A 20,759-nucleotide genomic window follows, 5' to 3' on the forward strand; every position below is an offset into this window, starting at 1 on the left:
GGCGCTACGGCCGGACGACCGCGACGGGCCAGTCCTCGGGCTCGTCGATACGGGAGATCAACGGCAGGTCCCGGATGTCGCCGTGGCCCAGGACCCACATCAGGAACCGGTCGACGCCCATTCCGAAGCCGGAGGTCACCATCGGGAGCTCCTGCTTCATGTGGACGTACCACGCGTACTCGCGCTCGTCGACGCCGTGCAACGTCATGGATCTGCGCAGTGGCTCGGCGTCGGAGTGCCGCTCGCCGGCGCCGACCACCTCGCCCATGCCGAAGAACAGATCGGCGGCTCGGGCCGTCCGGAACCGGTCATCGCCGGCGGCCTGGTAGAACGGCACCGCCAGGCTGTCGTAATGGTGCACCCACAGGAATTCGCTGACCCGGTCCAGCAGCAACTGCTCGCCCTTGCGGGTGAGCACGCGCCAGGTACCTTCGTCGCGGACCGTGCCCGGCACGTCGGCGACGCGCGCGGCCGCCTCCTCGAACGTCATCTGCTCGAATGCACCGCTGCCCGCCATCCGCACCAGATGGGAGACGTCTCCGCGAGCCGCCTCCAGCCGCTCACCGAGGTTCTCCAGAATGGCGCCGGACAGCGCCTTGACGTAGCCGGTCACATAGGCGATCACCGCGTTCAGGTCACCGGGGATCTCGGCCTCGCTGTGCGTGTACTGGCCGAGATGGGTCTCGTCGGCCTGCTCCGCCCGGAACGACGGCATGATCGTGTAGCAGCCGCCCGGGGCGACACGGCACCCGTACTCGAGCGCGAACTGCATGGAGTCGGCGAGATAGGTGTGCACCCCGGTCACCGTCACCGGCACCGGCTCCGCGTCGCTGCCCAGCGCGGTCGGGCAGGTCACCGTACGCGTCGTGATCGGGAGGAAGAGATGCTTGAGGCCCTGCCCTGCGGCATAGCGGACGGTTTCGCTGTGCACCACGTCATTGAGCTCGGCGATCAGCCCGTACCAGCCGGAGCGCAGGTCGTCGATGACCGTCCGGGGGTTGTTGCTGTCACGCCGGCCCACCGGGTTGATGGAGACACGCGTGGTGTCGAACGACGTCACCGGCCATCCTCCTCGATCGTCATGCGAGCCCCCGGGTCGGGAGCGATGTTCTGGTTGTGCCGCATCAGGTTGTCCGGGTCGTAGCGCCGTTTGACCGCCGCGAGCCGCCGGTACCGGTCGGCACCGTAGATGTCGACCGATCCGAGCGTCGGCTGGTCCTGTACGTAGTTGACGTAGGAACCGCCGTAATGCCGATCCGCGAGCCGCGCGATGCTGCGCCGGGACCAGGCCGCTTCCTCGTCGTCCTGGTCCGGATCCAGCCAGTGCGCGGAGGCGGTGTACATGTACGGCGCCGCCCGTCCCGGGAAGGCGGACTCCTCTTCCGGGACGTCGGTGATGGCCCCGCGGAGGTATTCGAAGTCGACGCAGGACAGCGGCGATCGGATGTCCTCGGCGTTGGCGATCATCGCCTCGGCCACCGCCGGGCCGAGCTCACTGAGATAGCAGGTCTTGGTGAAGTAGCGGTGCCCGGCCGGCTCGCTGTGATCGCCGAGGGCCTGGAGCTCGGCGAAGGACATCTCACGCTCCAGCCTTCCGGCCGGAGCGGCCTTGTCGAACAGCGGCCGGATGGCGCCGTCTCCGTCGTGGGGGTCGCCGAGCCAGGCCGCGGTGAGCTGCAGGACAGGCCGGCCGTTCAGCTTGGCCGGGATCCAATCCTGATTGGAAGCGATCTTGAACGCCCCGACCGCGTGCAGATCCGCCGACTGGTGTTCCGCGAAGTCGCGATAGGCGGCCAGCGCATCCGCCGCGTCGTCCAGCGGATAGATCCCGGTCCGGTGGACGACCGGGCCGACCGGGCGCAGGCGAAGGGTGAACCGGGTGACAACGCCGAAGTTGCCACCGCCACCGCGCAACGCCCACAGGAGCTCGCCCTGCTCGCTGTCGGTGGCCTCGACGATCGACCCGTCCGGCAGGACGACCTCGGCCGCGACGATGTGGTCACAGGTCAGGCCCCATCGGCGGGCGAGCCAGCCGTATCCACCACCCAACGCGAGCCCGCCCAGCCCCGTGTGCGAGACCACGCCGGCCGGACACGCGAGCCCGTGCGGGATGGTGGCGGCGTCGAGATCCCGGAGCAGGCACCCGCCCTGCGCCGTTGCCAGCCGGGCCCGCGGATCGACCGAGACGCCGGACATCAGCGACAGATCGATCATGACCGTGTCGTCCGAGACAGCCTTGCCGGCGACATTGTGGCCGCCCCCGCGCACGGTGACTGAGAGGCCGGCGGACCGCGCGTACCGCAGCACCGCCGAGACTTCAGCGGCATTCACGCACCGGGCAATCAGTGCCGGCCGCCGATCGTGCACCGCATTCCACACGGACCGGTGCTTGTCGTAGGACGGGGCGACCGGCGTAATGGCACGGTCGCCCAGGAGTGATTCGATACGAATGATTGCCGACCCCCCGGATCAGTCAGATCAGTCTTGTCGCAGCTGGAGGCATCTCCGACGCCCTGCAAGCCCGAATCCGTTGCTATTTGACCATGATCAGCAGCACCTGTCGAGGCCCAAGATCTCCCGGCACCGCATAGACGCTGGTCAGCGCGCCTTTTTTCACATACAGTGACGGTGGTTGATCAAGATTTGTTATTTGACCGCCCGCACGACCGCCATCGAATTGCTCCACCAGTAAGTACAGTCGTCGGGTGGCACCAAACCGCGGACGACCTCGACCGAGAAGCCGCTGAAGTGTTCGAGAAGCCGTCGCTGATGCCGGCGGCTCAACGAATCAATCTCGTTGCTGTAGTAGCTGAACACCCCGCCGGGCCGCAGATGAGCCGCCGCGTGCGCAAAGAAATGGGCGGCGAAGGTGACGTCCTCGACGACGTACTGCATGTATTCGGTCTCGTCGGCCGGGTAGGTGTCGAAGAATATCCCGTCGTAGAGACCGAGTGTCGGCAGCGTCTCCTGCCACGGCCCGAGGATCAACCTGGTATCCGCCTCAGGAACCGTTTTCTGCCAGTTGGCGAATGCCTGCGCAACGTCCTCGTTGGCTTCCAGAACAGTGTATGAGCGAATGCCGATGTCCTGCATATAGGTGGCGGAGATGCCCATTCCGAAACCGATTTCCAGGATGTCGCCACCACCGGCTGCGACCTGCGTGGCCATGGCGCGCATCAGCGGCGCCTCCCAGTCCTGCATGACCTGCTGGCCCTCGATGATCAGCTCATCGGCCGCATAGTGGGCGTCGCTGTCCCGCCATCCACCGGCGATGGCCGGACGATCGGATCCGGTGACCATGTCCGCGGCGAGCCGGTCGAGGTGCGTGAGGTCGTCGACCAGCTCCTCGCCGGCCCGCTGCAGCCACCATTCCCTCTGCGCCGGGCGCGGGGTGCGGATGAATGCGTCGGCCGGTTCGACGGTGACGGCCAGCTCGGCCGAACGGTGCCTGAACACAGACGTTCTCCTCCTCTGCTGAGATGGTCAGGTCGGGCTTCCCGCTCGAGTCGGCCGCCGCGCGGCCAGCGCCTCCACCAGGAGGGTCTGAACGGCGACGCGGTCGACCTTCCCCGCGGTCGTGAGCGGCAGTCGCTCGGCGGTGACGGTCACCGTGGGCAGCATGTACGCCGGCAGGCGGCGGGACGCCTCATCGATCACCGAGGCGTCGTCGCCGACGATCAGCGAGGCCAGCACCGGCTCGCCGGTGCGCGCCGCCACCAGCACCGTGGCGACGTCCTGGACACCGGGGCAGTCCCGCAGCACCGCGTCGATCTCCTCCAGCTCGATCCGGTAGCCGCGCACCTTGATCTGGTTGTCCCGTCGCCCGAGGAACTCGAGGACGCCGGGCTCGCACTCGCGAACGAGGTCGCCGGTCCGGTACGTCCGGTGCCGCTCACCGCCGACCTCGATGTCCCGGAAGCGTTCCGCCGTCAGCTCGGGCCGGCCGAGGTAGCCGTCAGCCAGGACTCCGCCGACGTACAGCTCGCCGGCCGATCCCGTGACCACCGGGCGGCCGGCGTCGTCCAGGATCCACAACCGGCGGCCGGGCAGGGCGGAGCCGATCGGCAGACCGCCGCCGGTGACCGGCACGGGGTCTGTCCCGGCGAGCCGGAATGCCGTCGCGGTCACCACGCACTCGGTCGGTCCGTACCCGTTGACCAGATCGATGTTGTGGAACGGGCTGTCGCGCCACCGATAGACGTCGGCCAGCGACGCGGCCTCCCCGCCGATCACCACCAACCGCAGCGTTCGCAGGTCGGACGCCTCGATCATCTCGGCATCCGGCAGCACGGCACGCCAGTACGCCGTCGGCAGCTGGAGGACGGTGATGCCGTGCTCGGCGACGAAGCGTCCGAGCGCCGCGGCATGGAGTACCTCGCGGGGGCGGGTCACCACTGTGCCCCCGGCCAGCCAGGTCGGCCAGATCTCCTCCTGCGCGACGTCGAAGCTCAGCGACGCGAACTGCAGCACTCGGTCGCCGGGCGTCATCCCGAAGTAGTCGGCGGCCGCGGCGGCATGCCGGGCCGCGGCGGCATGCCCGACGACGACCGCCTTGGGGCGACCGGTCGACCCGGATGTGTAGATGGCGTACGCCGGGCTCTCCGGCGCTGCTCCGGGCGGCGCGGCGGCGGTCTGGGCGACGAGGTCGGGAGAGACGACCATCCGGCATCCGGCGTCGCGCAGGGCTTCGGCTCGCCGGGCGACGGGGTGGGCCGCGTCGAGCGGAACCGCGCAGGCGCCGGCGCGCATCGTGGCGGCCAGCGCGAGGACCGCTTCGGCCGACCCGTCGGCCAGGACGGCCGCGCGGTCGCCGGGCGCCAGCCCCGCCTCCACCAGTGCCGAGGCCAGCGCGTCGACCCGGACGTCGAGCTCGGCGTAGGTGAGCCGGACGTTCTCCCCGATCAGCGCCGGGCTGCCGGGCCGAGCGGCGGCGCCGCGGCGCAGGATCTCGTCCAACGTCTGAACCGGAGACACCACGATGCGCCGCTCCTCCAACTCCGCCTGGTGCGTGAGAAGACGCCCTGGCTTCGTCCTTGATGGACGAACGGTACCCGTTCGAGGAGCGCTTCGGGTGACCCGTGCGGACCGCTGCCGGGCTCGCCGGAGAAATCCTTTGCGACTACGCTACCTCTCTCGAAGAGATGGGGATCTATTGAGACGGTACGACCATGCCTGACCCGACCCTTCCGGAGCCGCCCGGCCCGGGGCCGCGCTGGCTGCCGAGGCTGCTGCGCCAGGCGGCGTTCCGGCGCTATTGGTCAGCTCAGACAGTGTCGCTCTTCGGCGACGAGGTGTCCACTTTGGCCATACCGCTGCTGGCGGTGCTGGCCACCGGGGCCGGTCCGGCGCAGATGGGCTATCTCACCGCCGCCGGTCTCGCGCCGAACCTGCTGTTCTCGGTGCTCGCCGGCGCATGGGTGGATCGCTACCCGCACAAGCGACGAGTCATGATCGCGGCCGACCTCGGCCGGGCCCTGCTGCTGGCCGCCGTCCCGGTGCTGTGGTTCGCCGAGATGCTGACCCTGCCGCAGCTGTACGTGGTCATGTTCGCTGTGGGCACGCTGTCGATGGTGTTCCAGGTGGCCTACAGCAGCCTGTTCGTCGCCCTGGTGGCTCGCGATGACTACCTCGACGCCAACGCCCTGATCAACGGGTCACGAGCGATGTCGTCGGTGGCTGGGCCCAGCATCGGTGGCGTGCTCGTGCAGGTGTTCAGCGCACCGATCGCGGTAATCGTGGACGCGGCGTCCTACTTGTTCTCGGCCTTGCTGCTGGCCCGGACGAAGGCGGTGGAAATTGCGCCGTCCACCCGCAAGGGCGCTCTGAGCAACGCCGTCTCCGGGCTCCGATATCTCGCTCGGTCGGTGACACTTCGCTCCATCCTGCTGGCCAGCACGACGCTCAACCTCTTCAACTATATGTTCGAGGCGTTGTTCATCCTCTACGCCACCACCGAGCTCAACGTAAGCGCCGGGCTACTCGGCATCGTCATCGGCGCCGGTGCGACCGGCGGCCTGATCGGGGCCGTCGTCACCGGTCGGATCACTCGCCGGTTCGGCATCGGCCCGACGCTCGTGGCTGCCTATGTCATCTTCCCCGCACCGCTGATCCTGGTTCCGTTCGCCGACGGTCCGCTGATCCTCGTGCTGGCGATGCTGTTCGTCGCCGAGTTCGTCTCCGGGATGGGCGTGGTGATGCTCGACATCAACGCCGGCGCGGTTCAGACGGCCGCCACCCCACCGCCGATGCTGGCCCGCATACAGGGCGCGCGCCGCACCGTCAACTACGGCATCCGTCCGATCGGCGCCCTGCTCGGCGGTGCGCTGGGCGCCACGATCGGGCTGGAACCCACGGTCTGGATCGCGGTGTGCGGTGGGCTGTTGGGCGTGCTGTGGATCATCTTCTCGCCGCTACCGAGACTGCGCGCGCTGCCCGAGCCTGATCTGGAAGAGCCCCCTGGCCAGGGCACCGCGGCGGTACGCTGAGGCCCGTATCCAGGGCGGGAGGTCCGATAGCTCGGCTCAGGTAGGCGAGGCCGCGCGCTGGCGGGCCTGACGTAATGCGCCGGCCGCGGGTGCGATGCGGTCGGAGTCAGGGTGTGTAGTCGGTAGTCAGGCGGTGCCACACCTTCCGGTAGCCCTGATCAGCCCAGGCCACCGACCTGGGCTTTCGTCTCTTGGGCCTGGAGCCTGACCCGCCGGGACAGCCCGGCGGCCGGGCGTGGAGCCGGTGTTGCAGTTGGCGGCCCCTCGCCTCGGGTGGCCTTCTTGACTGCGTACCTCTAAGAGAGCGCCGAGAGCAACTCGCCGCAGAAAGCCGGCAGGTCGTCGGGCTTGCGGCTGGTGATCAGGGCGTTGTCGACGAAGACTTCCTGGTCGACCCAGGTGGCGCCGGCGTTGGTGAGGTCGGTGCGCAGGCTGGGCCAGCTCGTGAGGGTGCGGCCGCTGACGGCGCCGGCTTCGACGAGGGTCCACGGGCCGTGGCAGATGGCGGCGACGGGTTTTCCGGTGGCCACGAAGTCGCGGACGAAGCGCACGGCGTCGGTGTCGGCGCGCAGGAAATCGGGATTCGCGACGCCGCCCGGCAGGACCAGGGCGTCGTAATCGGCGGCGTCGGCGTCCTTGGCCAGCTTGTCCACGCTGTACGTTCCGGCCTTGTCCATGTGGTTGACGGCCTGGATCTTGCCGTCCTTGATGGAGATCAGTTCGGCGGTGCCACCGGCCGATTCCACGGCCTTGCGGGGCTCGGTGTATTCGACTTCTTCCACGCCGTCGGTGGCCAGGAAGGCAACGCGCTTGCCCTGGATCGAGGTGGTCATTCCGGTTGCCCCTTCGTCGATTAAAAGATCAGTAACCGCGGTTCCCCACGGCGGCCCGGGCAAACGCCGGCGTGCGGCCGTTGGCCAGCTGGGCGACGAACCAGGCGCCGAAACCGCAGATGGCGACGGCGAGGATCTCGAGAAGGTAGAGGCCTGTTCCGGCGGCGCGATCGGGGTTGCCGACGCGCACCATGAGAATGACGGCGAACAGGAAAAGGACGCCCATGTTGAGCAGTGTCCGCAGGACGCCGAGGCGCTTGGTGTCGGCGCGGCGCACGAAAGCGAGATCAATGGCGCTCGCCGTCGCGGCGAGGATGCCGCCGACCAGGCCGGCCACGATGTTCCAGTAGGCCAGCGTTCCCAGAATGTCGGGGCCACCCAGTTGGTTCGCGGTGTCGAAGATGAGGGCCATCGCGAACAGCCCCAGCGGGAACATCACCAGGATGGGTTGCACCGCCTGGTTTGCGATCTTGAGTCGGCTCTCCATGCGGGTTCATCGCCCTTCCACCTGCGCTTTTACAGGATCGACAGTGGCATCCATCGTTGGCCTACCCGGCCTGTTCGCCCATGAAACGCCACAACCCGGTCAGAGTGACGGGGCCCTCAGGCGGAGTCAGCCTTCTCGCTATCTGCCACATGGCAGATTGATGTGTAGCGGATAGCCGCCTGGCGTGTTGTACTACCAGTAGAGCAAGAAGGGCGGAGACGGAAGAAGGGAAGACGGAAAACAAACGGCACCCGGCGGCAACCGGGTGCCGTTCTTGCCTCTGTCCACTGTTGCTCTGTCTTCGATCAACAGCGGGGCGAGGATAGTACGTCTCTTGCGCCATACTGGCCCGCATTTCCTCTCCTCGCAAGCCTCAGCCGAGAGGAGTGCGCCATGAGCAAACGTACCTACTACCGTGGGCCGGACGCTGTGGTCACCGACGAACTCTTCATCTGGCGGACCACGCCGGTGAAAAGCTTCGCCGTCCGCGACCTCCGTAACGTCGGGCAGGTACGAGCAATCGCCGAACCCGCTTCTTCAGTGAAGGTCTCCGTAGCAGCCGCCGTCACCGTTGGGGTGATCGGAGCCGGCTGGACGGTGCTTGAGCCTCCGCACGCGTATGCCATCGGACTGATGGCCGTGACGGTTCCCGTGGCCTGCGCCGTTCCGTCGATGTTCCGTCGCTCCCGGGCGTGGGAGCTGTACGCCACGGTCCGTGGCACCGAGGTGATGCTCTACTCCTGTGGCGAGGAACGGCAGTTCAACCAGGTCAAACGTGCTTTGAGGAGGTCCATGGAGGATGCCCGGCCACCGGCGGGGGACTTGAATCTCGCTGCCGCTTGACGGCTGCGAGCGGGTGACGTGGGTTTCCTGGGCGAAACGGCACCCGCACCGCGGTCGTTCTGGTAACCGTAATAAGATGAGCCGCCTCGCTGATAGCCAGTAGGCAATCAGCGAGGTAGCATCCTGCACCGACCTTGCTTCCGCTGCCACTTCAACGATGAAGGACCTATGGCCGAGGGCGATTCGCCTACCGTTGCGCGTTTGCGCGTCCGTCGTGCCCTCCGAGAGGCGCGCGATGGGGCCGAGCTCACCCAAGCGCAGGTGGCCGAGGAACTCGAGTGGTCACTCAGCAAGGTGATCCGGATCGAGAACGGCGATGTCACGATCTCCGTTGGCGATCTCCGTAACTTGCTCAATCTGCTGGGCGTGCGCGACAAGGACAGGGTCAACTCCCTGCTCGCCGACGCGCGACTCGCTCGCGCCCGGCAGCGGGCCGCGGCCGGATGGTGGCAAGAGGGGCGGTTCCGCGAACTCGCGTCCGATCACCTGCGCAAGTTCGTCGAGTACGAGGCCGAAGCGTCGAAAATTCGATCGTTCAATATCTTCTACGTGCCAGGTCCGCTGCAGACCCCGGACTACGGGACAGCGTTGACCGGAACGTGGGTGGAGGAAGTGGACGACTTCACCCGGGAGAAGGTCCGCGTCCTGGTCGATGCCCGGCGGCGCCGGCGGGAAGGGCTCATGGCCAGGGGCGGCTCCCTGGAGTACCTCATTCTCGTCGATCAATCTGTGCTGCTGCGAACGTTCGGCGGGGCCGAGCTGTTCGCGCGCCAGTTGCGCCAGATCGTCGAGCTCTGCAGTGGCAGCTTGTTCAAACTGCGCATGCTTCCCTTCGACCTTGGTGTCGCCATCGCCAACAACGGCAGTTTCGAGCTTGCCACCGTTGGCGCCGGCCTTTCCGCGCATGAGGTTCTGTACAGGGAGAACGGCGTGGGCGACGAGATCGTGGAAACGCCCGCCGAGACCAAGCGACACCGCATACGGTTTGACCAACTTTGGAGTGTTGCGGCGACCGAAGGCGACACCCTTGCCTACGTGAAGCAGCGCATCAATGAGCTCGAAGCAACCCGCTGAAGCTTGTTGAATTGAATATTAAATACTGGTTTCAGTGAGTCTCAGGAGAGAATGTCAGATGAGCGAGTCGGGTGTGTCGCAGTGGCACCGGAGCAGCCGGTGTGCCAGCGGCAACTGCGTTGAAGTGGCCAAAGATGGCGACAACTACCTGGTCCGGGACAGCAAGAACCCGCAGGTGGCGCCGTACTCGTTCACCAAGGCCGAGTGGGATGCCTTCGTCGCCGGCGTGAAGGCGGACGAATTCAGCTTTTGATGTCGTAGCCGTACCCCGCCCGCCTCGTGGAGATCCATCAACCCGGGCGGGCGGGGCCGGCGCCTCTCCCTGAGGTAGCGGTACAACTGTCGGATTTCGGCATCGCGGGGGTGCCGTAAAACGGACGAATCGTGATCAAGCAGAAACTTGGCGTGTCCAAAGAGGTCATTGCGGTCATTTCTGCTTCATCCCGAGTATTCATTCCTGCCGTGTGGTCGAAGGTTCGCTTACCGTGGACTTCGGGAACCGCACGGAGGTGTGCAGATGAGTCGGAACACGCAAGAGCTCTCGTGGCGACGCGCGACGAAGTGCTCAGGTGGCACGTGCGTCGAGGTCGCCCGATCGGGCGACAAGGTCCTGGTTCGTGATTCGAAGAGCCCCGAAGCCGTTCAGGAATACACGAGCGCGGAGTGGAGCGCATTCACCGCCGCGGTCAAGAGCGGCGAGTTCGACTTCACCTGAGACTTCGCCTGAGGCGAAGTCGACTTGAGTGCTGACGGGCCGCCGGCCGTCAGCCCGTACGCGGCGCGACTTCACGCGCCGAAAAGGGTGAGCAGGGCTCTGATGCCACGGCGACGGATGACGCTGGCCATGGACAGCTCACCCCGGCAGAAGGTCTCGAACGCCCGCCAGCCCAACGGAGTGCCCATCGTCAGGTGGACTATGGCGGGATGGCGTGAGAACGCGCCCAGCAATCGTCGACCAGCGGCCATCTCCGGGGCGAGCTCCGCGGCGACGCGACGCTCGTAGGCGTCCAGGTCGCCGGTGGCGGCGGCCTGGCCGGCCCAGGCGCCGGAGCGTAAGGCGTAGCTGATGCCCTCGCGGGTCCACGGTTCGAGCAGGCCGGCAGCGTCGCCGGTGACCAGGACGTGACCCTTGCGCAGCGGCGAGTCGGGGCGGCGGCAACGGGTCAGGTGGCCGGAGTCGCGGCGGACCTCGCGGGCGTCGAGGCCGAGACGGTGGACGAAGTCGTGCAGGTAGCGCTTGGTGTCGGCGCCGTTGCCCTTGGCCATGATGACGCCGACGGTGAGCTCGTCGTCCTTCGGGAAGACCCAGCCGTACGAGCCGGGGAAGGCGCCCCAGTCGAGCAGGACCCGGCCGCGCCACGTCGCGCGGTCGGCGTCGGTCGCCGCCAGCTCGACCTCGAGGCCCAGGTCCTGCTGGTCGAGGGTGACCCCGACGTGGCGGGAGGTGATGCCGGCCGAACCGTCGGCGCCGATCACCACCCGGGCTGTGATCTCCTCACCGTCGGCCAGCGTGACGGTGACCGCCTGGTCGTTCTCGCTCACGGCGCGGACCTGGCTGTTCTGCCGGACGGTGGCGCCGGCCGCGGTCGCCGCCTTGGACCAGGCCAGGTCGAACTCGTCCCGGCGGACCAGGGTCAGCACCGGGCGGCCGCTCGCGTGGCGGGTGAAGGAGCGGCGGCCGTCGCGGGTGAAGGTGATCGCGTTGATCGTGTCCCGGGCCGGCACGTCGATGAGCGGGGCCGAGAGGGCGAGTGAGCTGCCGAGGAGGCCGCCGCCGCACGTCTTGTAGCGCGGGTGCTCGGCCCGTTCCAGGACGAGGGTGCGCGCTCCGGCCGTGGCGGCCGCGTGCGCCGCCGACAAACCGGCCGGCCCGCCGCCGACCACCACCACGTCCCAAGCCGGCTCCACGATCACGGCGGCATTCTATCCAGGGTTCTATGTACGATCGTACGCATGGCAACCACGGTGCCCGCGGCGCGCTCACCGCGCCGGTACGACCCGGAGCGTAAAAGCCGCATCATCGACGCCACCATCGACGTGGTGGCCGATCACGGCGTGGCCGGCACCACCAGCCGGCGGATAGCGGCGGCGGCCGACGTGCCGCTCGGCTCGATCACCTACCACTTCGACAGCATCGACGACCTGCTCGCCCAGGCGTTCCGGCGGCTCTCCGAGCAGATGTCGCCTCGCTACGAGGCGCACTTCGCGGACGTACGCGACCTCGAGGGCTTCGCCGACGCGGTGGCCGACCTGATCAACGGGGACGCCGGCGGCACCGAACGCGACTGGGTGGTCTCCTACGAGCTCTACCTGGCCGCGCTGCGCGACCCCGCCCTGCGCAGCGTGACCGACTCGTGGATGCGCCGCTCCCGTGCGGTGCTCGAGCGCTTCATCGACCCGGTGACCGCCCGCGGGGTGGACGCGCTCATCGAGGGCCTCGTCATGCACCGCACCCTTTCCACCGCCCCCTTCGATCGCGCGGAGACCCGTTCGATCGTGCGCCGCCTGCTCGGAGTTCCGGAGTGACCACCACCGCCTCGACCGCGCCGGAGGTGCGGGCGGCCACCCGCGCCGTCTACCTGGCCTTCATCTTCGCCGGGGTGGCCGCCGCCAGCTGGGCCGCCCGCATCCCGCAGGTGCGCGACGAGCTGGGGCTGAGCCCGTCACGGCTCGGCCTCGTGCTGCTCTCGCTGGCCGCCGGCTCGATCGTGTCGCTGCTGCTCGCCGGGCAGATCGTGTCGCACTTCGGCTCCCGGCGGACGGTCGGCGCGATGGGCGTGCTGCTCGGTTTCGCCATGGTCGGCGCCGCCGTCGGCTTCCGGCACGGTGTGCTGCCGGTGGTGGTGTCCCTGTTCTTCTTCGGCTTCGCCAACGGCGCCTGGGACGTCGGCATGAACGTCCAGGGCGCGATCGTCGAGCGGCGGCTCGGGAAAGCGATCATGCCGCGCTTCCACGCCGGTTTCAGCGTGGGGACCGTGGCCGGCGCGCTCGTCGGCGCGGCGGCGGTGGCTTTTGACATTTCGGTCACGGCCCATCTGGCGGCCACTGCCGTCGTGATCGCGGTGGTCGTCGTTTTGTCCGTACGCTCGTTCGGGCCGGACGACGACGGCCCGGCACCCGCCGTCACCCCGTCCGATCCCACGATGGTCGGCTCCACCGCGCCGGTGACCACACAGAGTCGCCTCGCCCGGGCGCTGACCACGTGGCGTGAGCCCCGCACGATCCTGGTCGGTGTCTTCGTGCTGGCCTTCGCCTTCACCGAGGGGGCCGGCATCGACTGGATCAGCGTCTCCATGATCGACAGCCACGGGGCGTCGGCCGCCGTCGGCACGCTGGCCTTCGCCGTCTTCCTGGCCGCCATGACAGCCGGCCGCTGGTTCGGCCCACCCCTGCTCGACCGGTACGGCCGTGTGCCCGTGGTCCGCGTCCTGGCCGTGGTCTCGCTGGCCGGGCTGGCCCTGTACATTTTCGGGCCGAACACGCCGGTCGCCTTCCTCGGCGCCCTCCTGTGGGGCCTGGGCGCGTCGCTCGGCTTCCCGGTCGGCATGAGCGCCGCCGCGGACGACCCGGCCCACGCCGCCGCGCGGGTCAGCGTGGTCGCGTCGATCGGCTACTGCGCGTTCCTGGGTGGACCGCCGCTGATCGGCTTCCTCGGCGATCACGTGACGGTCAAGAACGCCCTCGTAGCCGTGGCCGTGCTACTCATCGTGTCGATCACTCTGGCGGGATCGGTCAAGCAACTGCCGGAGGCACGCTAGGCACGCCGGGGCCACGGCGCCCACAGCACGGGCGCGGCGAAACCGCTACGCCGGGCCTCACGGCCGTCCTGCCGCGTCAGCGGACCTTCTCGGCGGCCGTTGACGCCCACGCCGATCAGCCGGGTCTCGAACCAGGAGCCACCGACGCCGCGCCTGACTCGCTCCCACAGACCACCCTCGACCAGGGCGTACGCCTGGGTCCGGAGCACCTCGACCAGCTGGGCCGGATCTTCCTCGCAGTCGTCGCATCCGCAGGCGGGCAGCGTCTCGACCCACCACCGGCCCAGGCGCAGGCGGAGGCCTGGGAAATCGGTGAACGCGATGGCCAGCGGCGCCGCGGCGGGTGTACGCGGCATCAGCCGCTCGATCCGCACCAGGGCCTCGGCCGGCCCCAGTTGTTCCTTGGTCTCCCGACGGTCGACCATGTAGCGCTCGTCCAACTCGGCGAGCAGCGCCCCGGCCGCGTCATGCAGCACGCTGAAGCGGATGGAGCCGGTGATGTGCGGATCGGCCGTCACTCGCGAAGTATGCCCCGATCGGCCCGGGGCATACCAGCGATCAGGTCGAAACCCGCTCCATCAGAATTCGCGTGGCACTTGCGGTTACTCAGTTGAACTCATCGTTCTTGACGCCGGCGACGAAGGCCACCCACTCGTCATGCGTGAACGAGAGATGACGCTGTTCGGGGTTCTTGCCGTCGCGGACCAGGTACTGTCCCTCGACCACCGCTACTTCGACGCATGTGCCGCCGCTGCACCGGCTGCTGCGACGCCACCTGGGTGATTCGGTCTGCATAAGGCCCTCCTGGGGGCTAGGACTTTCAGCGTGTTGTGGCACGGCTAGGGAGAGGCACTTTCGAGAGCGGTGATGCGTTTTTTCATGAACTCGATCGTGTCGTTTTCGTCGTCGGCCGCTTGCCAGAGTTGCTCGAAACGCCTGCGGTGCCGCGCCGTCTCGCGACGGTTCTCGATCATCTCGTCGGTGATGCCGTTCTCTCGGTACATCACCTCACCCGTCGCCTGGCCGGCGCCAACCGTCAGGAGGTCGAAGCTGCCGTTGTTGGCAATCGAGACCTTGATGTCGAAGGGAAGCATGCGGATGTATGTCAGCCCGCGCTCGGAAAGCTCAACGAGTTGGCGAAGCTGACCCGCGAAGACCCGGTTGCCACCGATCGGGCGGTTGAATACGCCCTCGTCGAGCACGACGAAGACGCGCACCGATCCGGTCCGCGCGATCAGCGCCTCGTGCCGGCGTTGACGAGCCTCGACGAGGGTGTCGATCTTCTCTTGCGTGAAGTTGTCCTCTTCGTCTAGCCACGAACCGGTCAGCGCCTTGCCGTAGTCAGACGTCTGCAGCGGACCTGGCAGATAGAGGATGGAGAACGATCGGATCTCGGAGGCCTCTGCCTCGAATTCGATGTATCGGCGCAGGGGATCGGACATGAGTTCGCGGAAGCGGCCCTCCGCCCACCACGCTGTCTTGGTCCGGGCGCGGGCGATCCGGGCGTCGCTGACCAGTGCGGCGACCTGTGCCCTGTCCCTGATGCCAAGGTAGGGAAGCAGTAGCCGGAGATCATTGACCGAGATGGAGACGTCGCCGTTCTCGATGCGGATCACCTTGCTGAGCGACCACTCCAACTCCTCGGCGACCTGCGCCTGGGTGAGTTCGGCCGCCTCGCGTGCCTCGCGAATCGCTATACGTACACGTCGGCGCGCGATCGTGGGGGAGGTCGCTTCCATCGTTCCCTCTTCACTGAGACGGGAAGTGGGTGGATCTCGTACCTGACAAGCTACCTCGCAGATGGTTCCGCTGACGTCAGCGATCCGGGTGACTCGATCTGTCAGGCGCGGCTGGTGGCGGCGGCCGCCCAGGCCTCGTCGGCGGCTTTCTTCAAGGCCATGCCGTCCTTGCCGTCGTAGCGGAGGAAGCGAGGGAGGGCCAAGGCCAAGGCCGCGGTGCCGGCCACGCAGAGGAGCCCGCCGAGCCAGATGGAGCCGGTCACGCCCAGGCGGGTGCGGGCCATCAGGCCGGAGCGGAGCTGGCCCAGCAGCGGACCGGTGGTGTAGGAGAGCATTTCGATGCCGGCCAGGCGGCCGCGGAGGTGGTCGGGGATGGTCTGGCTCCAGATGATGGCGCGGAAGATGCCCGAGATCATGTCGGCCGCGCCGGCGAAGGCCAGGCAGAACAGGGTCAGCCAGAGGGTGTTGGACAGGCCCACGCCGATGATGCCGACGCCCCAGAAGGCGGCGGCGATGACGACCATCAGGCCGTGGCGGTGGACGCGGGCGGTCCAGCTGCTGCCCAGGGTGGCCAGCAGGGAGCCGACGGCGGGGGCGGCGTAGAGCAGACCGAGCACGCGGGGGCCGCCCAGCTGGGTCGCGAGGAACGGGTAGAGGGCCTGCGGCATGCCGAAGAACATGGCGTTGATGTCGACCAGGTAGGTGCCGAGCAGTTCGGGGCGGGAGCGGGCGTACCGCAGACCGGTGACGACGGCGCGCAGGGACGGGCGGTCGGCGTCGGGTGGCGGGGGCACGGCCCGCACCAGCGTGAGGCAGGTGAGCGAGACGGCGAAGGTGAGCAGGTCGAACGCGTACACCCAGGCCAGGTCGACCGAGGCGATCAGGAGGCCGGCCAGGGCCGGGCCGCCGAGCTGGGCGATCTGCATGCCGAGCGACTGCAGCGCCATCGTGGCCGGGAGCTCTTCGGGGCGTACCAGCCGGGGGACCATGGCCTCCAGGGCCGGGCGTTGCAGGCCGTCGACCGTGGCGGTCAGCGCGGCCACCACGTAGAGCAACCACAGATGGGGCGAGGAGGAAAAGGCATTGACCAGCAGTACGCCCGTGAGCGCGGCCAGAGCGAACTCGCCGCCCCGGACCAGCAGGCGCCGGTCCAGGTAGTCGGCCAAGGCGCCGCCGACGAAGGCCATGACCAGCAGCGGGACCAGCTCGCAGACGCCCAGCAGGCCGACCATGAGCGGGTCGTTGGTCAAGTGCGCCACCTGGAACGGGATGGTGACGTACGTGATGAACGACCCGAAACCGGAGACCGTGCCGCCCGCGAAGACGAGGCGATAGTCGCGGGAGGTGCGCAGGGGCGTGAGGTCCACGGGCGGGATCGTGCCCCATGGCGGGGCCCGAGGGCGACCTATTTCAGGACGAGGCGGCCGGTGGCCTGGAAGGACGCGAGGTCGGCCAGCGTCTCGTCGATGACGAAGGACTTGGGGCCGGGCAGCGCGTCCAGGGCGAAGAAGCCGGCATCGACCGACTCCTCGGTCTCGCGCAGCAGCTCGCCCTCCCAGGTGTCGATCTTGAAGGACATCAGGATCTGCTGGTAGGTGTGGCCGTAGTCGTTCGTGTACGTGTAGGCCGAGTAGAACGCGAACGGGGTCAGCGACGTCGCCCGCAGGCCGGTCTCCTCCCACACCTCGCGGACGGCGCACTCCTCCATGCTCTCGCCGAGCTCCATTGCGCCGGCCGGGATGGCCCAGCGGTGGTTGTCGGAGCGCTGGATGAGCAGCAGCCGGCCCTGATCGTCGATGATCACGCCGCGCGCGCCCACGAACAGGATCGTGTCGGTGTCGCCCACGCTCGCGCGAACCTTGCCCAGGTAAGACTCAGACCACGTCAGTGCCACGGGCCAACTTTAATCATGCGGACTTCTTCACGGCCTTCTTGGCGGGTGTGGCCTTCTTCGCTGCGGTGGTCTTCTTGGCCGGCGAGGCCGCTTTCTTCTTCGGCGCGGCGGGCGGGGCCGCCTTTTCGCCACGGGCGGCCTTGGCCCGCTCGACCGAGGCCTTGAGCGCGGCCATCAGGTCGACCGCCGCGGCCGGCGCCTCCTCGGTCTCCTCGGGCTGGACGACCTCGCGGCCCTCGACCTTGGCGTCGATGACCTCCTGGAGCGCGGCCCGGTAGTTGTCGGTGAACTCCTCGGCCTTGAAGCTGCCGGCCATCGAGTCGATCAGCGACGAGGCCATGGCCAGCTCGGCCGGGCGGGTCTCGATGTCCTCGTCGAGGAAGCCGAAGTCGGGGGTGCGTACTTCGTCCGGCCAGAGCATCGTGTTGAGCACGAGCACGCCCTCGTGCACCCGCAGCGTGGCGAGCTGTTCCCGCTGGCGGAGCGCGATCTTGACGACGGCGACCCGGTCGGCGTCCTGCAGGGCGTCCCGCAACAGCACGTACGGCTTGGCGGCCTGGCCCTCCGGCTCGAGGTAGTAGGTCTTGGCGAACAGGATCGGGTCGATCTGCTCGGCCGGGACGAACTCGAGCACGTCGATCGCCCGGGACGTGGTCAGCGGCAGGTCGGCGAAGTCCTCGTCGGTCAGGATGACCATCTCGCCGCCGCCGATGTCGTACCCCTTGGCGATGTCGTCGTAGCTGACCACCTCGCCGTCGATCGAGCAGGTGCGCTGGTACTTGATCCGGCCGCCGTCGGTGCGGTGCACCTGGTGGAACCGGATGTCTTTCTCCTCGGTGGCCGAGTACAGCTTCACCGCGATGGACACCAGCCCGAAGGAGACGGCGCCCTTCCAGATCGCTCGCATGTCGCCTCCCGTACCCCCGTTTGAGAAGAACTCCTGATCAGAATGGCATTAGTGAGACGCCTGCGTAAGGTGTTCGATCCTGCCTAAGGTGATCGGGTGCCCGGTGCGCCGCTGTCTCCCATGCTCGCCACCGCCGGTGCGCTGCCGGCCGGGCCGGAGTGGAGCTACGAGTTCAAGTGGGACGGGGTCCGCGTTCTCGCGCTCTTCGCCGGGGGTCCACCCGTGCTGTTCGCGCGCTCCGGCGCCGTGGTCACCGCGGCCTACCCGGAGATCGCCGGCCTGCAGCTGCCCGAGGGGACGCTGCTCGACGGCGAGATGGTGGTGCTCGACGCGAAGGGCCGGCCGTCGTTCACCGCGCTGGCCGAGCGGATGCACGTCCGGGACACGAGCAAGGCCGCCCGTCTGATGGTCACCGCTCCCGTCACGTACATGGTCTTCGACCTGCTCTACCACGACGGCCTGGACTACACCGGCCTGCCGTACCTGGCCCGGCGGGAGAAGCTCGAGGAGCTCGGCCTGGCCGGGCCGAGCTGGATGGTGCCGCCGTCGTTCGGCGACGGGGCGGCCACCGCGGCCGCGGCCCGGGAGAACAGCCTGGAGGGCGTGGTCGCCAAGCGCACCGACTCGGTCTACCTGCCCGGCACGCGCTCGCCGGACTGGATCAAGGTCAAGTTCGACCGTACGGGCGATTATGTGATCGGCGGCTGGCGCGCGGGCGCCCGCAGACTCGGCGGGCTGCTGGTCGGCCTGCCGACGCCGGACGGGCTCCGGTTCCGGGGCCGGGTGGGCGGCGGCATCGGCGCGGTGGCCGAGAAGGAGCTGCTCGCCGCGCTGGAACCGCTGGCCGTGGCCAAGAGCCCGTTCCAGCCGGGAGCGGTGCCGCGGGAGGATTCACGCGGGGCGCACTGGGTACGACCGGAGCTGGTGGTGGAGATCCGCTACGGCAACCGCACGCCGGACGGGCGCTTGCGCTTCCCCCGGTTCCTGCGGTTGCGGGACGACAAGACGCCGCAGGAGTGCGTGGAGGAGGACGAGGATGGCCGGTGACCGGCTTCCTGTCTCGATCGACGGCCGTGACCTCGAGCTCTCCAACCTCGACAAGGTGATGTACCCGGTTCCCGGGTTCACCAAGGGCGAGGTCATCGACTACTACACGCGGATCGCCCCGGTGATGCTGCCGCACCTGGCCGGGCGGGCGGTCACCCGCATCCGCTTCCCCAACGGCGTCGACGGCGCCCACTTCTTCGAGAAGAACAAGCCCGGCGGTACGCCCGGATGGGTGCACCTCGAGACGCTGCCGGTGCCGGGCTCGACCAAGAGCCGCGAGACCGTCGACTTCGTCGTGGTGGACGAGCTGGCGACCCTGGTCTGGCTGGCCAACCTGGCCGCGCTCGAGCTGCACACCCCGCAATGGAAGATCGGCCAGGATCCCGACCTGCTCGTGGTGGACCTCGACCCGGGGGCGCCGGCCGGCTTGCGGGAGTGCTGCGCGGTCGGGGTGCTGATGCGCGACCGGCTGGCCGCCGACGGCGTCGAGGCGTACCCCAAGACCTCCGGCAAGAAGGGCATGCAGCTGTGCTGCCCGATCTCCGGCACGCAGGACTCGGAGGTCGTGTCGGCGTATGCCAAGAAGGTCGCCGAAGAGCTGGCGGCGATGGTCCCCGGCTCGATCACCGCCAAGATGGCGAAGGCCATCCGCCCCGGGAAGATCTTCATCGACTGGAGCCAGAACGCGGCCGCGAAGACCACCGTGACGCCCTACTCGCTGCGGGCCCAGGAGGAGCCGACCGCCTCCACCCCCTTGACGTGGGAGGAGGTCGAGGCCATCGCCACCGGCGACCAGGAGGCCCGGCAGTACCACGCCGAGGAGGTCCTCGAACGCGTCGAACAGCACGGTGACCTCCTGGAAGCCCTGTTGGAGAAGGGGCCCGTACTGCCGGCGTAGCGCTACTTGGTGTCGCAAGGTACCGTGTGCCGCATGGCAGAGGGATCGTCGTTGGCGACCGGGTTGCGGCGGGGGACGCTCGAGTTCTGCGTCCTGGCGATGGTCGAGACCGAGGACAGGTACGGCAACGAGATCGTGCGCCGGCTCGGCGACGAGCCCAATCTGGCCGCCGGCGAGGGCACGATCTATCCGTTGCTTTCCCGCTTGCGCCGATCGGGTTGGCTGGAGAGCAAGTGGGTCGAGTCGCCGACCGGGCCGCCGCGCCGCTACTACGGGCTCACCGTGACCGGCCGGGCCGCGCTCGAGCACTTCCGCAGCGAATGGGTTTCCTTCCGACAGACCGTGGACCGACTCGTGGGGACCGGTGAGGCCGCATGAAGACCAATCAGACCGACGTCGTGGCGGCGTACCTGCACGAGGTCGATCAGCGCCTGGCCGGGCTGCCCGTGCTCCAGCGCCGCGAGCTCCTGGCCGATCTGGCGGCGCACATCGCCGCCGAGCGGGCGGAGCGCAACCTCGCCTCCGAGGGCGAGGTCATCGAGGTCCTGGAGCGGTTGGGCAGCCCCGAGGCGATCGCCGCGGCCGCCCACGAGGAGGCCGGCACCCGCCCCGAGCGGCCGCGCAAGCAGGTCAACTGGACCGTCGTGGCCATCGCGGCCGGGGCGCTCGTCGTCCTCTTCGTGCTCTGCGGCTTCATGTTCTTCGCCCAGTCGAGCAGCGGGCCGGCCCCGGCCCCGATGAGCACGGAGGCGCCGGCCGAGCCCGCCCCCGAGCCCACCGTCACCGGCTGAGCC

24 protein-coding genes are annotated in these 20,759 nt (G+C 68.5%); 11 read left to right on the plus strand and 13 right to left on the minus strand.

Annotated elements, in window-relative coordinates; genetic code table 11:
• Positions 1-4: 4 nt before the first annotated feature.
• From AB0J66_RS30595 to AB0J66_RS30610, 4 genes are all read right to left on the minus strand, one after another.
• Positions 5-1,060 carry an amino acid--tRNA ligase-related protein gene (locus tag AB0J66_RS30595; protein ID WP_364667874.1) on the minus strand — a complete coding sequence of 352 codons (1,056 nt, stop codon included), beginning with the start codon at positions 1,058-1,060 and terminating at the stop codon, positions 5-7.
• A complete protein-coding gene (locus AB0J66_RS30600) occupies positions 1,057-2,379 on the minus strand; it encodes an FAD-binding oxidoreductase (RefSeq protein ID WP_364667876.1) in 1,323 nt (440 codons plus the stop codon). Before AB0J66_RS30600 ends, AB0J66_RS30595 begins: the two co-directional genes overlap by 4 nt.
• A 267-nt stretch (positions 2,380-2,646) precedes the next feature.
• Positions 2,647-3,456, minus strand: a complete 810-nt coding sequence (locus AB0J66_RS30605; RefSeq protein WP_364667879.1) for a class I SAM-dependent methyltransferase — start codon at positions 3,454-3,456, stop codon at positions 2,647-2,649.
• A 27-nt stretch (positions 3,457-3,483) separates the two neighbouring features.
• Positions 3,484-4,977, minus strand: coding sequence for an amino acid adenylation domain-containing protein (locus AB0J66_RS30610; RefSeq protein ID WP_364667882.1), 1,494 nt, complete (start codon positions 4,975-4,977; stop codon positions 3,484-3,486).
• A gap of 191 nt (positions 4,978-5,168) precedes the next feature.
• Here AB0J66_RS30610 and AB0J66_RS30615 point away from each other — a divergent pair, with 191 nt between their 5' ends.
• Entirely contained in the window at positions 5,169-6,485 is a 1,317-nt protein-coding gene (locus tag AB0J66_RS30615; protein WP_364667885.1) for an MFS transporter, read from the plus strand.
• A gap of 296 nt (positions 6,486-6,781) precedes the next feature.
• Here AB0J66_RS30615 and AB0J66_RS30620 read toward each other — a convergent pair whose 3' ends face one another.
• Together AB0J66_RS30620 and AB0J66_RS30625 are read right to left on the minus strand one after the other, a co-directional pair.
• The gene (locus tag AB0J66_RS30620) at positions 6,782-7,318 is read right to left on the minus strand and encodes a type 1 glutamine amidotransferase domain-containing protein (protein ID WP_364667887.1); all 537 of its coding nucleotides are present in this window, start codon (positions 7,316-7,318) and stop codon (positions 6,782-6,784) included.
• Positions 7,319-7,346: 28 nt separating this feature from the next.
• Positions 7,347-7,805 carry a DUF2231 domain-containing protein gene (locus AB0J66_RS30625; protein WP_364667889.1) on the minus strand — a complete coding sequence of 153 codons (459 nt, stop codon included), beginning with the start codon at positions 7,803-7,805 and terminating at the stop codon, positions 7,347-7,349.
• 393 nt (positions 7,806-8,198) lie between these two features.
• Between AB0J66_RS30625 and AB0J66_RS30630 the strand changes: the two genes are divergently transcribed.
• The 4 genes from AB0J66_RS30630 (at position 8,199) to AB0J66_RS30645 (ending at position 10,437) form a co-directional block, all read left to right on the plus strand.
• The gene (locus tag AB0J66_RS30630; RefSeq protein ID WP_364667892.1) at positions 8,199-8,648 is read left to right on the plus strand and encodes a DUF6232 family protein; all 450 of its coding nucleotides are present in this window, start codon (positions 8,199-8,201) and stop codon (positions 8,646-8,648) included.
• 168 nt (positions 8,649-8,816) lie between these two features.
• Entirely contained in the window at positions 8,817-9,722 is a 906-nt protein-coding gene (locus AB0J66_RS30635) for a helix-turn-helix transcriptional regulator (protein WP_364667895.1), read from the plus strand.
• Positions 9,723-9,780: 58 nt separating this feature from the next.
• Complete coding sequence (locus AB0J66_RS30640) at positions 9,781-9,975, plus strand: DUF397 domain-containing protein (protein WP_364667898.1); 195 nt, start codon at positions 9,781-9,783, stop codon at positions 9,973-9,975.
• Between the two features lie 264 nt (positions 9,976-10,239).
• Positions 10,240-10,437, plus strand: a complete 198-nt coding sequence (locus AB0J66_RS30645) for a DUF397 domain-containing protein (protein WP_364667901.1) — start codon at positions 10,240-10,242, stop codon at positions 10,435-10,437.
• Between the two features lie 71 nt (positions 10,438-10,508).
• Here AB0J66_RS30645 and AB0J66_RS30650 read toward each other — a convergent pair whose 3' ends face one another.
• The gene (locus AB0J66_RS30650) at positions 10,509-11,636 is read right to left on the minus strand and encodes a geranylgeranyl reductase family protein (protein ID WP_364667904.1); all 1,128 of its coding nucleotides are present in this window, start codon (positions 11,634-11,636) and stop codon (positions 10,509-10,511) included.
• A gap of 39 nt (positions 11,637-11,675) precedes the next feature.
• Between AB0J66_RS30650 and AB0J66_RS30655 the strand changes: the two genes are divergently transcribed.
• Both AB0J66_RS30655 and AB0J66_RS30660 read left to right on the plus strand, forming a co-directional pair.
• Entirely contained in the window at positions 11,676-12,248 is a 573-nt protein-coding gene (locus tag AB0J66_RS30655; RefSeq protein WP_364667907.1) for a TetR family transcriptional regulator, read from the plus strand.
• Positions 12,245-13,480 carry an MFS transporter gene (locus AB0J66_RS30660; protein WP_364667910.1) on the plus strand — a complete coding sequence of 412 codons (1,236 nt, stop codon included), beginning with the start codon at positions 12,245-12,247 and terminating at the stop codon, positions 13,478-13,480. The genes AB0J66_RS30655 and AB0J66_RS30660 overlap by 4 nt, the downstream gene beginning before the upstream one ends.
• On the opposite strand, the gene AB0J66_RS30665 is transcribed toward AB0J66_RS30660, so the two are convergent.
• From AB0J66_RS30665 to AB0J66_RS30690, 6 genes are all read right to left on the minus strand, one after another.
• Positions 13,477-13,998, minus strand: coding sequence for a DUF6226 family protein (locus tag AB0J66_RS30665; RefSeq protein WP_364667912.1), 522 nt, complete (start codon positions 13,996-13,998; stop codon positions 13,477-13,479). The two genes, AB0J66_RS30660 and AB0J66_RS30665, sit on opposite strands and share 4 nt — an antisense overlap.
• 88 nt (positions 13,999-14,086) lie before the next feature.
• Positions 14,087-14,275 carry a DUF397 domain-containing protein gene (locus AB0J66_RS30670; protein WP_364667915.1) on the minus strand — a complete coding sequence of 63 codons (189 nt, stop codon included), beginning with the start codon at positions 14,273-14,275 and terminating at the stop codon, positions 14,087-14,089.
• Between the two features lie 44 nt (positions 14,276-14,319).
• A complete protein-coding gene (locus tag AB0J66_RS30675; RefSeq protein WP_364667918.1) occupies positions 14,320-15,219 on the minus strand; it encodes a helix-turn-helix transcriptional regulator in 900 nt (299 codons plus the stop codon).
• 101 nt (positions 15,220-15,320) lie between these two features.
• Entirely contained in the window at positions 15,321-16,586 is a 1,266-nt protein-coding gene (locus AB0J66_RS30680) for an MFS transporter (protein WP_364667921.1), read from the minus strand.
• Positions 16,587-16,624: 38 nt separating this feature from the next.
• Positions 16,625-17,113, minus strand: coding sequence for an NUDIX domain-containing protein (locus tag AB0J66_RS30685; protein ID WP_364667924.1), 489 nt, complete (start codon positions 17,111-17,113; stop codon positions 16,625-16,627).
• A gap of 13 nt (positions 17,114-17,126) precedes the next feature.
• On the minus strand, positions 17,127-18,020 hold the full coding sequence (locus tag AB0J66_RS30690) for a Ku protein (protein ID WP_364667927.1): 894 nt from the start codon (positions 18,018-18,020) through the stop codon (positions 17,127-17,129).
• 96 nt (positions 18,021-18,116) lie between these two features.
• Between AB0J66_RS30690 and ligD (AB0J66_RS30695) the strand changes: the two genes are divergently transcribed.
• Genes ligD (AB0J66_RS30695) through AB0J66_RS30710 form a run of 4 tightly spaced genes read left to right on the plus strand, consistent with a single transcriptional unit; the run spans position 18,117 to position 20,756 of the window.
• Positions 18,117-19,067, plus strand: a complete 951-nt coding sequence (ligD, locus tag AB0J66_RS30695) for a non-homologous end-joining DNA ligase (protein ID WP_364667930.1) — start codon at positions 18,117-18,119, stop codon at positions 19,065-19,067.
• Positions 19,057-19,965: a non-homologous end-joining DNA ligase gene (gene ligD, locus AB0J66_RS30700; RefSeq protein WP_364667931.1), complete on the plus strand. Its 909-nt coding sequence runs from the start codon at positions 19,057-19,059 to the stop codon at positions 19,963-19,965. The genes ligD (AB0J66_RS30695) and ligD (AB0J66_RS30700) overlap by 11 nt, the downstream gene beginning before the upstream one ends.
• A gap of 33 nt (positions 19,966-19,998) precedes the next feature.
• Positions 19,999-20,343 (plus strand): PadR family transcriptional regulator, encoded by a 345-nt coding sequence (locus AB0J66_RS30705; RefSeq protein WP_364667933.1) that lies wholly within the window; start codon positions 19,999-20,001, stop codon positions 20,341-20,343.
• A complete protein-coding gene (locus tag AB0J66_RS30710) occupies positions 20,340-20,756 on the plus strand; it encodes a hypothetical protein (protein WP_364667936.1) in 417 nt (138 codons plus the stop codon). Before AB0J66_RS30705 ends, AB0J66_RS30710 begins: the two co-directional genes overlap by 4 nt.
• Positions 20,757-20,759: the final 3 nt, after the last annotated feature.

Origin of the sequence: Actinoplanes sp. NPDC049598 (genome assembly GCF_040675435.1) — a bacterium.
In the GTDB taxonomy this organism is placed as follows: Bacteria; Actinomycetota; Actinomycetes; order Mycobacteriales; family Micromonosporaceae; genus Actinoplanes.